The organism is Xanthomonas sp. PPL134 (genome assembly GCF_040595915.1).
In the GTDB taxonomy this organism is placed as follows: domain Bacteria; phylum Pseudomonadota; class Gammaproteobacteria; order Xanthomonadales; family Xanthomonadaceae; genus Xanthomonas_A; species Xanthomonas_A indica.
This window is the reverse complement of the sequence record NZ_JAMDLL010000020.1, coordinates 1-13,047: the sequence shown is the minus strand read 5'-3', so window position 1 is coordinate 13,047 and position 13,047 is coordinate 1. Positions and strand designations below refer to the sequence as shown.

Here is a 13,047-nt window from a genome sequence, read left to right as displayed (position 1 = left end):
TCGCGGCAACGATCACGGATGCCGTATGCCGCACGGGTTGCCGCGCAAACTTCGCCTCGCCCTGATTGCCCGCATCGTGTTTGCGGGCTGCGTGGTCACGCTTGCCAGTTATCTGGTGGTGGCGATCGTGCAGCACTCGCTGGTGGGGTCGATCCTGGAGCAGGAGGCGCGCTACTACTGGCGCCTGCATGCGCAACAGCCGCAACAGCCGCCGCCCAACACCCACAGCCTGCGCGGCTACCTGGTGGCGCCCGGCCAATCCGACGCCGCGGTGCCCGTCGACCTGCGCGGGCTGACGCCCGGCCTGCACGAGGACCGCCCCGGTGGCGAGATCGTGCTGGTCGACCAGAACCCGGCCGGTCGCCTGTACCTGGTGTTCCTGCGCGCGCCCGCGCAGCGCCTGGCGTTCTGGTTCGGCGTGGTGCCCACGTTGTTGACCCTGATCGCGGTGCTGGTGGTGGCCTGGCTGACCTGGCGGGTGTCGCGGCGCTTGCTGTCGCCGATGAACTGGCTGGCGCGGCGCGTCTCGCGTTGGGATCCGCGGCATCCGGTCGCCGCCGAACTGGCCCCGGAAAACCTGCCGGCCGACGTGCAGGGCGAGGCGCGGCAGCTGGCCGCGGCCCTGCATGCGCTGGCCCAGCGCGTCACCGACCACGTCGCCCGCGAACGCAACTTCACCCGCGACGCCAGCCACGAACTGCGCACGCCGCTGACCGTGATCCGCGTCGCCACCGACATCGCGATGACCGAGCAGGAGCTGCAGCCGCGCCTGCACCGCAGCCTGCAGCGGATCCAGCGCGCCGGCCGCGACATGGAGGCGGTGATCGATGCCTTCCTGATCCTGGCGCGCGAAGCGGACGTGGTGCCGCAGAGCGAGACCTTCGACGTGGCCGACGTGGTCGAGTACGAGGCCGAGAACGCGCGCGAGCTGCTGGCGGACAAGCCGGTGACCCTGAGCGTACGCGTGCTGGGCTCGGCGACGCTGCACGCGCCGCCGCGGGTGCTGCACGTGGTGGTCAGCAACCTGCTGCGCAACGCCTGCAGCTACACCGATGCCGGGCGCGTCGAGGTCGAGGTCGAGGCCGACCGCATCCGCATCCGCGATACCGGCATCGGCATGTCCGAGGACGCCTTGCGACACGCCTTCGAGCCGTTCTTCCGCGCCGAGCCGGAGCGCCCGCAGGGCGCCGGGTTGGGCCTGTCGATCGTGCGCCGGTTGTGCGAGCGCTTCGGCTGGCAGGTCGCGCTGGAAAGCGCCGAAGGCGGCGGCATCCTCGCCACGGTACGGTTCGCTCCGGCAACCTGAGCGCCGGCGCCGGGCGGGCGCTGCGTCCTGGTGGCGGGCGGCGGTGCGATCGCTGTTGCCGGCCGAGCGTCCGCGCCGCGCCGCAGGTTTCCCGCCGTGCCTCGGCGGTGTTTCGCGAGGGTCACGCCTTGGCGTGTGCGCCTTCCGCCTTCGACGCGCTGATGCGCACCTTGTCGCCGTCGGCCAGGCCGTCCGGCGGGCTTTCGATCAGGCGGTCGCCGGCGGCCACGCCGGACCCCAGTTCCACGGTCTTGCCGAAGTCGCGCGCAATCGTCACCGGCTTGAAGGCGACCGTGTCGTGCGCGTCGACCACTGCCACGCGCAGGCCCTTGTCGTCGAACACCAGTGCGCTGGCCGGCACCCGCAGCCGCGCGGCGTCGGCCGGAAGATCGAGGCGGACGCTGGCATAGCCGCCCGGCAGCAGCTTGCCGTCCTGGTTGTCCACGGCGACCTGGACCAGCGTGGTGCCGGAGGCGGCATTGACGGCCCCCGATGCGCTGTCGACGACGCCGGTGAAGGTCTGCCCCGGGTATTCGGGCACCGTCAGCGTCACCCGGCTGCCCGTGCGCACCGATGGCGCATCGCTCTGCGGCACGTTCACGTACATGCGCAGCTTGCGGGTGTCCGACACCACGAACAGTTCCTGGCCGCCGCCGGCGTTGATCAGTGCGCCCACATCGGTGTTGCGGGCGGTGACGGTGCCGTCGAACGGCGCCACCAGGGTGGCGAAGCGTTTCAGCGCTTGGAGGTGGTCGAGATTGGCCTGTGCGGACTGGGCGAGGGCGCGCTTGGCGTCGTAGTCGCCGGTCTTCTCGTCCACGGCCTGCTTGGACACCACCTCGGTCTGGCCCATGGTTTGCCAGCGTTTGGCGGTGGTCTGCGCCAGCGCGGCGTTGACGCGCGCGTTGGCGAGGTCGGCCTTGGCCTGGAGCAACTGCTGGTCCAGGTCGGGCGTCTCGATCTCGGCGAGCACATCGCCGGCCTTCACCCTGGCGCCGATGTCGGTCTTCCACCATTTCAGGTAGCCGCTGGCACGGGCGAAGATCGGCGCGCGCGCATACGCCTCCAGGCGGCCGGGGAGATTGAGGACACCATCGCCCTCGGCGGTCTGCGGGGCCACCACGGCCACCGTCGGCACCGCCTGGTCCGCGGTCCAGGTGCGCAGCCGGCGCGCGTCGCCGGCGCGCGTGGCGACCCCGGCGACGACGATGGCCAGGACCACGATCGCGGCGATGAGCGCGGCCAGGCGCAGCCGGCGCGGCGGGACGGGGGGGGACTGATCAGGCGACATGCGGGGACGCTCCGGGGGCGTGCGCCGTGGGCGAGGACGGCTGGGAGGCACGGCGGTGGATGAGGCTGAAGACGATCGGCACGAAGAACAGCGTGCTGACGGTGGCGAAGATCAGGCCGCCGATGACGGCGCGGCCCAACGGTGCGTTCTGTTCGCCGCCTTCGCCCATGCCCAGGGCCATCGGCGCCATGCCGATGATCATCGCCAGCGCGGTCATCAGCACCGGGCGGAAGCGCACGAAGCCGCCTTCCAGCGCCGCCTTCGCCGCGTCGCCGTGCGCGGCGAGGCGCTCGCGGCAGAAGCTCACGACCAGGATCGAGTTGGCGGTGGCCACGCCCATGCACATGATGGCGCCAGTGAGGGCAGGGACCGACAGGGTGGTGTGCGTGGCGAACAGCATCCAGACGATGCCGGCGATCGCCGCGGGCAAGGCGCTCACGATCACGAACGGATCGCTCCACGACTGGAAGTTCACCACGATCAACAGGTAGATCAGCACGATCGCGCCAAGCAGGCCGAAGATCAGGCCGGAGAATGCCTTGTTCATCGTCTGCACCTGGCCGAGCAGGACCGTGCTGGAGCCCTTGGGCAGGAACTTCTGGTCGGCGTCGAGGATCTTCTGGATGTCGGCCGCGACCGCGCCCAGGTCGCGGTCCTGCGGGGAGGCGAAGATGTCCACGGTCGCATTGATGTTGTACTGGCTGACCACCGCATTGGTCGCGGTCCGCGACAGCGTCGCCAGCCCGCCCAGGCGCTGCGCGCCGCCCTGGCCCGCGCTCGGGCTGATCGGCACGTTCTGCAGGTCGGGCAGGCTGTCGAGGCTGTACTGCGGCGTCTGCATCACGATCGGATAGGACACGCCGTTCTGCGGGTTCAGCCAGAACGTCGGGGCGATCTGGCTGGAGCCGGCGAGGTTCACGCCCAGGCTGCTGCTGACGTCGCGCTCGGTGATGCCGACCTGTTGCGCAAGGCTGCGGTCCACATTCACCGCGAAGCCGGGGCTGGCCTGCGACTGCTGGATGCGCGCGTCGGCCACGCCGGGGACGCGGCGGATCTCGCGCAGCAGGCGATTGGCATAGGCGAAGTTGGCGGCGAGGTTGGGGCCGCGGATCTGCAGGTCCACCGGCGCCGGCGCACCGAAGTTCAGGATCTGACTGATGATGTCGGCCGGCGGAAACGAGAACACCACCGACGGGAACTGCCGCGGCAAGGTCTGGCGCAGCATCCGCACGTAGTCGGCGGTGGGCGCGTGGCCTTCGCTCAGCGCGATCTGGATGTCGCCGTCCTGCGAGCCGATGGTGCCGGTGTTGTTGTAGGTGTTGTTGATGCCCGAGGACGACAGCCCGATGTTGTCGACCACGCTGGCCAGATCGCGCGGCGGAATGCGCCTGCGCACGGCGCCGGTCACGTCGGCGAACAGGTGCGCGGTCTCCTCCACGCGGGTGCCGACCGGGGCGCGCACGTGCATCAGGATCTGGCCCGAGTCCACCGACGGGAAGAAGTTGCGGCCGAGCATCGGCAGCAGCAGGAACGACAGCGCCACGCACAGCAGGAAGCCGGGCACGAACGCCCTGCGGCGCAGCAGCGCGGTCTCGAGCAGCGCGTAGTAGCCGGCGCGCAGCCGCTCGAAGCGCTTTTCGAAACCGCGCTGGAAGCGCACCAGCGGATTGCGCGACGGCGGCTGGCCATGGCCGTCGCCGTGCATGTCGGTATGCGGCGCATGCGGACGCAGCAGGTACTTGGCCATGGTCGGCACCAGCGTGCGCGACAGCAGGAAGGACGCGATCATCGCGAACATCACCGCTTCGGCCATCGGCACGAACAGGAAGCGCGCCACGCCTTCCAGGAAGAACATCGGCACGAACACGATGCAGATGCACAGCAGCGAGACGAAGGCCGGCGTCACGATCTGCGAGGCGCCGTCCATGATCGCCGTCTCCACCGACTTGCCCTGCTCCAGGTGCCAGTTGATGTTCTCGATGGTCACCGTGGCATCGTCCACCAGGATGCCCACGGCGAGCGCCAGGCCGCCCAGGGTCATGATGTTCAGCGTCTCGCCGATCGCCGACAGCGCGGCGATCGAGCCGAGGACCGCCAGCGGGATCGAGATGGCGATGATCAGCGTCGAGCGCCAACTGCCGAGGAACAGCAGGATCATCAGGCTGGTGAGCGCCGCGGCGATCACGCCTTCGCGCGCCACGCCCTCGATGGCGCCGCTGACGAACAGCGACTGATCGCCGATGGGCACGATCCGCAGGTCCGGCGGCAGGGCGTCCTTCATCGCCGCCACCCGGTCCTTGATGCCGGCGATGATCGCCAGCGTCGAGGCCGAGCCGTTCTTCATCACCGTCATCAGCACCGAGCGATTGCCGTTGACGTGCACGATGTTGGTCTGCGGCGGCGCGCCGTCGCGGACATGCGCCACGTCGCGGATGAACACCGTGGCGCCGTCGACCGTCTTCACCGGCAGGTTGCCCAGTTCGGCGATGTCCGACGGCGCGTTGTTGAGCTGCAGCGTGTATTCGTACTTGCCGATCTTCTGCGTGCCCACCGGGGTGATGAGGTTCTGCGCCGCCAAGGCGTTGGCCACGTCCTGCGCCGACAGGCCGCGCGCCTGCAGCGCCGGCGGATCGATGTCGATCTGGACCTGGCGGGTCTTGCCGCCGAACGGGTACGGGATCGCCGCGCCGGCGACCGAGGTCAACTGCGGGCGGATGATGTTGAGGCCGAGGTCGGCCAGGTTCTGTTCGGTGAGCCCTTTGCCGGACAGCGCCAACTGGATGATCGGCACCGTGGACGCGTTGTAGTTGAGGATCAGCGGCGGCGTGGTGCCTTGCGGCAGTTGCCGCAGCATGGTCTGCGCGACGGCGGTGACCTGCGCGTTGGCGGTGCGGATGTCGACGCTGGGCTGGAAGAAGATCTTGACGATGCCGAAGCCCTGGATCGACGTGGCTTCGATGTGCTCGACGTCGTTCACGGTGGTGGTGAGCACGCGTTCGAACGGCGAGCTGACGCGGCCGGCCATCTGCTCGGGCGGCAGGCCGTTGTATTGCCACACCACGGCGATCACCGGGATCTTGATGTCCGGAAAGATGTCGGTGGGCGTGCGCAATGCGGCGAGCGGGCCCACGATCAGGATCAGCAGGGCCAGGACGACGAAGGTATACGGACGCGTCAGTGCGATCCGGACGAGGCCAATCATGGAGGAGCGGTTTCCCTGCGCGAATGTTGCGTCGCGGCGGATTTTGCCTGCGGAGCTTTCCTCGGCGTCATGAAGATTTATTTAGATAGCCCGGCCGTGGGCGCAAACGCGCGCTGGTTCAACGGCTTGGGCGCCAGTGGCGGACGCGCCGGGCGGATCGGCGCCCTGCCGGCACGGACGGTCCGTGTCAGGCCGGGCCGGACGCGCCGCGTGCGTGCTGCGCCGCCGTGGCGGGCGGGCAGAGCATCGAGAACACCGCGCCGCCCGCGTCGCCGCCCACCTGCAGTTCGTAGCCATGCAGGCGGACGATGGCGCTGACGATCGCCAGCCCCAGCCCGCAGCCGGGCTGGGAGCGGGTCTGGTCGGCGCGATAGAAGCGGCGGAAGATCGTCTTGCGTTCGTCGGGGGCGATGCCGGGCCCGGTATCGGCGACATCGATGCGGGCGTTGCCGTGCTGGTCGGTCCCTGCCAGCAGGCGGATCGTCCCGCCATCGGGGGTGAACTTGATCGCATTGCCGACCAGGTTGGCCAGTGCCTCGAACAGCAGGTGCGGATCGCCGTGCACGGCGGGCAGTGGCTGCAGCGCGAGGTCGAAGACCTGCCCGCGGTCCTCGGCCAAGGGCGCGTAGAACGCATGGACGTCGTGCAGCAGCGCGTCCAGGTCGATCGTCGAGAAGCAGGCGCTGCGCTGGCGATCTTCCAGTTCCGACACGCGCAGCAGCGCGCGGAATCGGGTCAGCACGGTGTCGATCTCGCTCACGCAGGCGTCTAGTTGCGCGCCTTCCGGGCGCTCCTCGAACTGCTGCTGCAGCCGGTGCAGGCGCGTGCGCATGCGCGTCAGCGGGGTGCGCAGGTCGTGGGCGATGTTGTCGGTGACGCCCTTCACCTCGCCGAGCAGGCGCTCGACCTCGTCCAGGGTCCGGTTCACCGTGGCCGCCAGCAGGTCCACCTCGTCGCCGCGCCGCGACACCGGCAGGCGCACGCTGAGGTCGCCGCGGTGGATGGGCTGCATGGCCTGCTGGATGGCACGGATGCGCCGCGCCGGGCCGCGCGCGAGGAGGATGCCGCCGAGCAGCCCCGGCAGCAGGGTCAGGGACAGTCCCCACAACAGCCCCCGGTAGATGATGGTGGTCAGCCCGTCGATCACGGTGCTCGCCTTGGCCACGACCAGGCGCCGCCCGTCCGGCAGCTCCCTGGCGATGCCCCTGGCCTGGGTCAGGCGGCCGTTGCCGGCACCGATCAGCCGGGCGCTGACCAGGCCGACGCTGCCGTCGGTGGCCACGTCCTTGGGGATCTCGGCGATATTGCCGGCGATGCGGCGCCCCTGCGGGTCGAACAGGCCGACCCACATGAAGCCCTGGATGTCGATGGCGTTGGCTTCGCCCACCGTGTTGGCCAGGCGCCTGGGGTCGGTGTTCTCCAGGTAATGGATGCGCGCGACCAGCATCTGGTCGATCACGTGCGACAGGTAGCGCGTGGACTCCCATTGCACGATGCCCAGCAGCACGATGCACCAGATCGCGAACAGCGCCCCGTAGATCAGGATCAGCCGCGTCGTGGCCGAGCGCCAGGCGTCACTCAGCGGGGGCAAGGACATACCCCGAGCCGCGCATCGTGCGGATGAGCGGCGGCTGGCCGTTGCCGTCGATCTTGCGGCGGAGGCGGCCGATATGCACGTCGATCACGTTGGTGCCCGGGTCGAAATGGAAGCCCCAGACGTGTTCGAAGATCATCTGCCGCGTCACCACCTGGCCGGCGTTGCGCATCAGGAACTCGAGCAGGCGGAACTCGGTGGGCAGCAGCGCGAGCGGCTGGCCGGCGCGCAGTGCGTTGTGGCGGACCAGGTCGAGTTCGAGGTCGGCCACGCGCAGGCGGGTCTCGGGCGTGGCCGCCGCGTTGCGATGGCGGCGCATCAGCACTTCGGCGCGTGCGACCAGTTCGTCGGGCGAGAACGGCTTGGTCAGGTAGTCGTCGCCGCCCGCGCGCAGGCCGCGCACGCGCTCGTCCACCTCCGAAAGTGCGCTGATCATCAGCACCGGCGTCTGCACCGCGCGCTTGCGCAGTTCGGAGACCACGTCGATGCCGTCCATGCCGGGCAGCAGGCGGTCGAGGGTGATGATGTCGTAGCCATCGGCCAGCGCGCGCTGCAGGCCGTCGCGCCCGTCGGCGATCCAGTCGGCGCTGAAGCCATGCGCGCCGAGTTCGGCGACGATGTCGCGGGCGGTCACTTCGTCGTCTTCGATGACCAGGGCTCTGGGCATCCTGGCTTACTCCGTGCCGTGGCCAGCGGAAAAGCCCCGGCGGACGCCGCCGACCGTGCCGGCCGGCAGCCGCCAGTGCGCCGTCTGCGCGAGGCCGTTCACCGCCTGTCAGGGAGCCAGGTACGGCCGCAGCGTATCGCGCCACAGCGCGTAGCCGGCCGCGTTCATGTGCAGCTTGTCCGGTCCGAACAGTTCGGCACGGGGCTGCCCGTCGGCGCCCAGCATCGGCGTGTAGACGTCGACGAACTGGACCTGCTTCAGGCCGGTCGCGGCCTTGCGGATCAGCGCGTTGGCCTCGGCCATCTTCGGCATCAGCGCCGCGCGCGAGGGGCTGGGCTTGATCGACAGGTAGACGATGCGGGTCTTGGGCAGGTCGCGGTGCACCCGGGTCACGAAGGCCACGAAATCGTCGCGCACCTGCTGCGGGCTGCGGCCGCTGTTGAGGTCGTTGTCGCCGGCGTAGAACACGATCAGGCGCGGCTTGTACGGCACCACGATGCGGTCGGCATACCAGGTGCTGTCGCGAATCTCCGAGCCGCCGAAGCCGCGGTTGAGCGTCTGCACGCCGGGGAAGTCCGTGGCCAGCGAGGTCCAGAAGCGGATCGAGGAGCTGCCGACGAACAGCACGCCGCCGGGTTTGACCGGATGTGCGGCATCGTCCTTGGCGAACCGCGCCATGTCCTCTTCCCAGGCGGCATTGGAGACCTGGTCGGGCACGCTGGGCGGCGCAGGCGGGGTGAGCGCCCGTGCCGGCGACAGGCCCAGCAGGGACAGGCTGAACAGACTCAGGGCGAGCAGCGGTGCGCGCAGCGGCGAACGGGGCATGACGCCTCCTCGAAGCTAGGGGATCGGCGATGGTGCCGCAGGCGCCGCATGCAGGCAATCCACGGCGATGCCGGGCGCCGCCGCGGGGCTTGTGGCAAAATTGCGGCCTACCCCGCTGCGCCTTGCCCATGACCGATTCCCTCCGGCCGTCGTCGTCGCGTCCCCGTTGCCTGGCACGGGGCTGAGCCGTGGCCGACCAGTTCGGGCATTTGCCGCGCGGGCCGCGCCGCATGCTGATGGCGGCACGCTGGTCGTGGCAGGGGCTGCGCGCAGCCTGGCTGCACGAGTCCTCGTTCCGCCTGGAGGTGTGCCTGTGCCTGATCCTGGCGCCGTTGGCGCTGTGGCTGGGGCAGGGGCCGGTGCAGCAGGTGCTGATGATCGGCTCGCTGCTGCTGGTGCTGGCGGTGGAACTGCTCAATTCGGCGATCGAGGCGGTGATCGAGCGCTACGGTCCAGAGCATCACGAGCTGGCCGGCCGCGCCAAGGACATGGGCTCGGCCGCGGTCTTCGTGATGCTGGCCAACGTGGTGCTGTGCTGGGGCTTGATCCTGCTGCCGCGCCTGCTGTGATCGCCGCCCGTTTCTTCTTCTGTTAAAGGACCCGACGCCATGGCCCTCGAGTTTCTCGCCGACCCCAACACCTGGCTGACGCTGTTGACGCTGAGCGCGTTGGAGATCGTGCTGGGCATCGACAACCTAGTGTTCATCTCCATCGCGGTGGGCAAGCTGCCGGAGGCGCAGCGCCCGGCCGCGCGCAAGTTCGGCATCGCCGTGGCCTGCCTGACCCGCATCGCGCTGCTGGTATCGCTGGCGTTCCTGGCGCGCATGCAGGGCGAGCTGTTCAGCGTCGCCGGCATGGGGATCTCGATCCGCGACCTGGTGCTGATCATCGGCGGCCTGTTCCTGCTGGTGAAGGGCACCATGGAGATCCGCGAACTGATCACCGGCGGCGAGGACGAAGACCCCACCACCAGCAAGGCCTCGGGCGTGTTCTGGATGGTGATCGCGCAGATCGCGGTGATCGACATCGTGTTCTCGCTGGATTCGGTGATCACCGCGGTGGGCATGGCCCAGCACATCCCGGTGATGATCGCGGCGGTACTGCTGGCGGTGGCGGTGATGCTGCTGGCGGCCAACCCGCTGGGCCGTTTCATCGACGCCAACCCGACGGTGAAGATGCTGGCGCTGGCCTTCATCCTGATGATCGGCGTGGTGCTGATCCTGGATGGCCTGGACGTGCACGTGCCCAAGCCCTACATCTACGCGGCGATGGGCTTCTCGGTGCTGGTGGAGTGGCTGAACCTGCTGATGCGCCGGCGCGCCGCGGCGCACCAGGTGCCCGGCGCCGGCAAGTGGTGAGCCACGGCTGAGGTCGGCTGCGTTTTCACCGGCGGCGTGGCAAGCTGCGCGCAGTCATCTGCCGGAGTCATCGCATGCGCCTGTTGTCCCGCTCCCTGTTCCTGGCCGCGTTGGCGGTATTGCTGTCCGGCTGCGGCTACAACGCGATCCAGCAGAAGGACCAGGCGGTCAAGGCCGGCTGGTCGGAAGTGCTGAACCAGTACAAGCGCCGCGCCGACCTGGTGCCGAACCTGGTCAACACGGTCAAGGGCTATGCCGACCAGGAGCGGCAGGTGCTGACCGACGTGACCAACGCCCGCGCACGCGTCGGCCAGGTGCAGGTCAACGCCGACGACGCCGCCTCGCTGCAGCAGTTCCAGCAGGCGCAGGGCCAGTTGTCCAGCGCGCTGTCGCGGCTGCTGGTGGTCAGCGAGAACTACCCGAACCTGAAATCCGACCAGGCCTTCCGCGACCTGCAGGCGCAACTGGAAGGCACCGAGAACCGCATCACCGTCGCGCGCGGCCGCTACATCCAGGCGGTGCAGGACTACAACACCTACATCCTGTCGTTCCCGCAGGTGCTCACCGCCAAGCTGTTCGGCTACAAGGAAAAGCCCAACTTCTCGGTGGAGAACGAGGCGCAGATCTCCGAGGCGCCAGCGGTGAACTTCGGCGGCCAGCCGGCGTCCGCGCCGCAGCAACCGCAGCAGCCGGCGCCGGCGCAGTAAGCGCCGCCGCGGGCGGGCTCGAGCGTGCGTTCCACATCCGTGTCGGCTGAGCGTGCGGCGTCGCGCGGCCTCATCCACCGCGTGCCCGGCCATCGCCGCGCCTGCGTCTGGCTGGTGCTGCTGCTGGCGCTGCTGCCGTGCGTGGCCTGGGCGCAGGCGCAGGCGCCGATCCCGTCGCTGGATGCGCCGGTGGTGGACACCACCGGCACGCTGACGCCGAACCAGCGCCTGGAGCTGGACCGGCAGGCGGTGCAGCTGCAGCAGCGCAAAGGCAGCCAGTTGCAGGTGCTGGTGGTGCCCAGCACCGCCCCGGAAAGCATCGAGCAATACACCCAGCGCGTGTTCGACCAGTGGAAGCTCGGCCGCAAGGGCGTGGACGACGGCGTACTGCTGGTGGTGGCCAAGAACGACCGGCGCGTGCGCATCCAGCCCGGCTACGGCCTGGAGGGCGCGATTCCCGACGCCACCGCCAACCGCATCATCCAGGAGTACCTGGTGCCGCGCTTCCGCGCCGGCGACTACAGCGGCGGGATTGCCGAAGCGACCGCGATGCTGGTCAAGCTGATCGACGGCGAGGCGTTACCGGCGCCGGTGAGTGCGCATGCCTCGGCCTCGCGCGGCGGCGGCCTGGGATTCGGGTTCTTCGCCGGCCTGTTCGCGGCGCTGGTCGCGCAGGTGCTGTTCGCGCGGCTGTCGCGGCCTGTGCGCGGTGTGCTGAGCGGCGTGGTCGGCGGTGGCGTCGGCCTGGTGTTGAGCCTGTCGCTGTTCGTCGGTGCGCTGACTGGGGCGATCGGCCTGTTGCTGGGCCTGTTCGTCGGGATCGCGCCGGGCCGCTCGGCTGGCGGCGGCGGTTGGGGCGGCTGGGGCGGCGGAGGTTGGGGAGGCGGCGGCTTCGGCGGTGGCTGGGGCGGCGGTGGCGGAGGAAGTTGGGGCGGCGGCGGAGGCGGCTGGGGTGGCGGCGGTGGCAGTTCCGGAGGCGGTGGCGCCTCGGGGAGCTGGTGATGCGCCTGCTCCGGCACCTGTTCGCGCCATCCGCGCAGCGCCTGTTCCCGGCGGCCAGCCTGGAGCGCATCGGCGCGGCGATTGCAGACGGCGAGCGGCTGCACAGCGGGCAGGTGATGTTCGCGGTGGAGTCGGGCCTGGTGCCGGCGCAGGTGCTGCGCGGCGTGGCGCCGCGGCTGCGCGCCGAGCAGGCCTTCGCGCAGTTGCGCACCTGGGATACCGAGGCCAACAACGGCGTGTTGATCTACCTGCTGCTGGCCGACCACCACATCGAGATCGTCGCCGACCGCGGCCTGCGCGGGCGGGTGGATGCGGCGCAGTGGCGCCAGGTCTGCGCGCTGATCGAACGCGACATGCGTGCCGGGCAGCCGGAGCAGGCGGTGATCGCCGGCGTCGGCGCAGTCTCGGCGCTGCTGGCCGCGCACTTCCCGGCGCAGCCGGGCCAGCAAGGCGAGAACGAGCTGCCGAACCTGCCGCAGGTGCTGGATTGAGCGCCTGGAGTCTGGGTGTGGTCTGCCGCTAGATGACGCGCGGCGTTTTGGCGTCGATGTGGCGGACAAGGAGGCCTGGCTTCCGTAGGTATGCGGCGAGTGCGGATGCTGCCCTCATATTGTCGATCCAAGCCATTTGCTTGGTCGGGGTTTCCGCACCGGACTCGCCGCCGATGCATCTCTCCCGTAGGAGCGGCTTCAGCCGCGACGGGCCTTCCCGGTAAAGCCTGTCGCGGCTGAAGCCGCTCCTACGGGAGTGCGCAACGTGTCTGAGTGTGCAGCGGTGACACGCGCAGTCGGCGGTGGAGGTATGCGCCTGCCGGCAGATGAAGCGCCACCCCGCTGTGCCGTCCGCAATCGCGGCAAACAGCGGAGTCGGTGGCAGACGCGTGCGCCTGCCGGCAGATGAAGCGCTACCCCGCTGTACTGTCCGCAAATCGCGGCAAGTAGCGGAGTCGGTGGCAGACACGTGCGCCTGCCGGCAGATGAAGCGCTACCCCGCTGTACTGTCCGCAAATCGCGGCAAGCAGCGGAGTCGGTGGCAGACGCGTGCGCCTGCCGGCAGATGAAGCGCTACCCCGCTGTACTGTCCGCAAATCGCGGC

11 protein-coding genes are annotated in these 13,047 nt (G+C 69.8%); 6 read left to right on the top strand and 5 right to left on the bottom strand.

The genetic code is table 11. The features are described from left to right. Window positions 1-25 precede the first annotated feature (25 nt). Complete coding sequence (locus tag M3U25_RS19605; RefSeq protein ID WP_355500493.1) at window positions 26-1,306, top strand: HAMP domain-containing sensor histidine kinase; 1,281 nt, start codon at window positions 26-28, stop codon at window positions 1,304-1,306. Window positions 1,307-1,427: 121 nt separating this feature from the next. On the opposite strand, the gene M3U25_RS19600 is transcribed toward M3U25_RS19605, so the two are convergent. The 5 genes from M3U25_RS19600 to M3U25_RS19580 all read right to left on the bottom strand — a co-directional run bounded on the left by M3U25_RS19600 (window position 1,428) and on the right by M3U25_RS19580 (window position 8,885). Then, window positions 1,428-2,597 (bottom strand): efflux RND transporter periplasmic adaptor subunit, encoded by a 1,170-nt coding sequence (locus M3U25_RS19600; RefSeq protein WP_355500496.1) that lies wholly within the window; start codon window positions 2,595-2,597, stop codon window positions 1,428-1,430. Beyond that, window positions 2,587-5,799 (bottom strand): efflux RND transporter permease subunit, encoded by a 3,213-nt coding sequence (locus M3U25_RS19595; protein WP_355500499.1) that lies wholly within the window; start codon window positions 5,797-5,799, stop codon window positions 2,587-2,589. The genes M3U25_RS19600 and M3U25_RS19595 overlap by 11 nt, the downstream gene beginning before the upstream one ends. A gap of 187 nt (window positions 5,800-5,986) precedes the next feature. Beyond that, the gene (locus M3U25_RS19590) at window positions 5,987-7,396 is read right to left on the bottom strand and encodes a HAMP domain-containing sensor histidine kinase (protein WP_355500502.1); all 1,410 of its coding nucleotides are present in this window, start codon (window positions 7,394-7,396) and stop codon (window positions 5,987-5,989) included. Further along, a complete protein-coding gene (locus M3U25_RS19585; RefSeq protein WP_355500505.1) occupies window positions 7,374-8,060 on the bottom strand; it encodes a response regulator transcription factor in 687 nt (228 codons plus the stop codon). The genes M3U25_RS19590 and M3U25_RS19585 overlap by 23 nt, the downstream gene beginning before the upstream one ends. Before the next feature lie 108 nt (window positions 8,061-8,168). Then, a complete protein-coding gene (locus M3U25_RS19580) occupies window positions 8,169-8,885 on the bottom strand; it encodes a GDSL-type esterase/lipase family protein (RefSeq protein ID WP_242081733.1) in 717 nt (238 codons plus the stop codon). A 188-nt stretch (window positions 8,886-9,073) separates the two neighbouring features. On the opposite strand from M3U25_RS19580, the gene M3U25_RS19575 reads away from it, so the two are divergent. The 5 genes from M3U25_RS19575 (at window position 9,074) to M3U25_RS19555 (ending at window position 12,443) form a co-directional block, all read left to right on the top strand. Then, on the top strand, window positions 9,074-9,454 hold the full coding sequence (locus M3U25_RS19575) for a diacylglycerol kinase (protein ID WP_019796877.1): 381 nt from the start codon (window positions 9,074-9,076) through the stop codon (window positions 9,452-9,454). 39 nt (window positions 9,455-9,493) lie between these two features. After that, on the top strand, window positions 9,494-10,243 hold the full coding sequence (locus M3U25_RS19570) for a TerC family protein (protein ID WP_019796876.1): 750 nt from the start codon (window positions 9,494-9,496) through the stop codon (window positions 10,241-10,243). A 74-nt stretch (window positions 10,244-10,317) separates the two neighbouring features. After that, window positions 10,318-10,950, top strand: coding sequence for a LemA family protein (locus tag M3U25_RS19565; RefSeq protein WP_242160725.1), 633 nt, complete (start codon window positions 10,318-10,320; stop codon window positions 10,948-10,950). Window positions 10,951-11,031: 81 nt separating this feature from the next. Beyond that, window positions 11,032-11,952, top strand: a complete 921-nt coding sequence (locus tag M3U25_RS19560) for a TPM domain-containing protein (protein ID WP_355500922.1) — start codon at window positions 11,032-11,034, stop codon at window positions 11,950-11,952. Next, window positions 11,952-12,443 (top strand): TPM domain-containing protein, encoded by a 492-nt coding sequence (locus tag M3U25_RS19555; RefSeq protein ID WP_355500511.1) that lies wholly within the window; start codon window positions 11,952-11,954, stop codon window positions 12,441-12,443. The genes M3U25_RS19560 and M3U25_RS19555 overlap by 1 nt, the downstream gene beginning before the upstream one ends. Window positions 12,444-13,047: the final 604 nt, after the last annotated feature.

Coding starts and splice junctions, on each gene's coding strand:
- M3U25_RS19605 (WP_355500493.1), top strand. CDS start 26: ATGCCGCACGGGTTGCCGCGCAAACTTCGCCTCGCCCTGATTGCCCGC.
- M3U25_RS19600 (WP_355500496.1), bottom strand. CDS start 2,597: ATGTCGCCTGATCAGTCCCCCCCCGTCCCGCCGCGCCGGCTGCGCCTG.
- M3U25_RS19595 (WP_355500499.1), bottom strand. CDS start 5,799: ATGATTGGCCTCGTCCGGATCGCACTGACGCGTCCGTATACCTTCGTC.
- M3U25_RS19590 (WP_355500502.1), bottom strand. CDS start 7,396: ATGTCCTTGCCCCCGCTGAGTGACGCCTGGCGCTCGGCCACGACGCGG.
- M3U25_RS19585 (WP_355500505.1), bottom strand. CDS start 8,060: ATGCCCAGAGCCCTGGTCATCGAAGACGACGAAGTGACCGCCCGCGAC.
- M3U25_RS19580 (WP_242081733.1), bottom strand. CDS start 8,885: ATGCCCCGTTCGCCGCTGCGCGCACCGCTGCTCGCCCTGAGTCTGTTC.
- M3U25_RS19570 (WP_019796876.1), top strand. CDS start 9,494: ATGGCCCTCGAGTTTCTCGCCGACCCCAACACCTGGCTGACGCTGTTG.
- M3U25_RS19565 (WP_242160725.1), top strand. CDS start 10,318: ATGCGCCTGTTGTCCCGCTCCCTGTTCCTGGCCGCGTTGGCGGTATTG.
- M3U25_RS19555 (WP_355500511.1), top strand. CDS start 11,952: ATGCGCCTGCTCCGGCACCTGTTCGCGCCATCCGCGCAGCGCCTGTTC.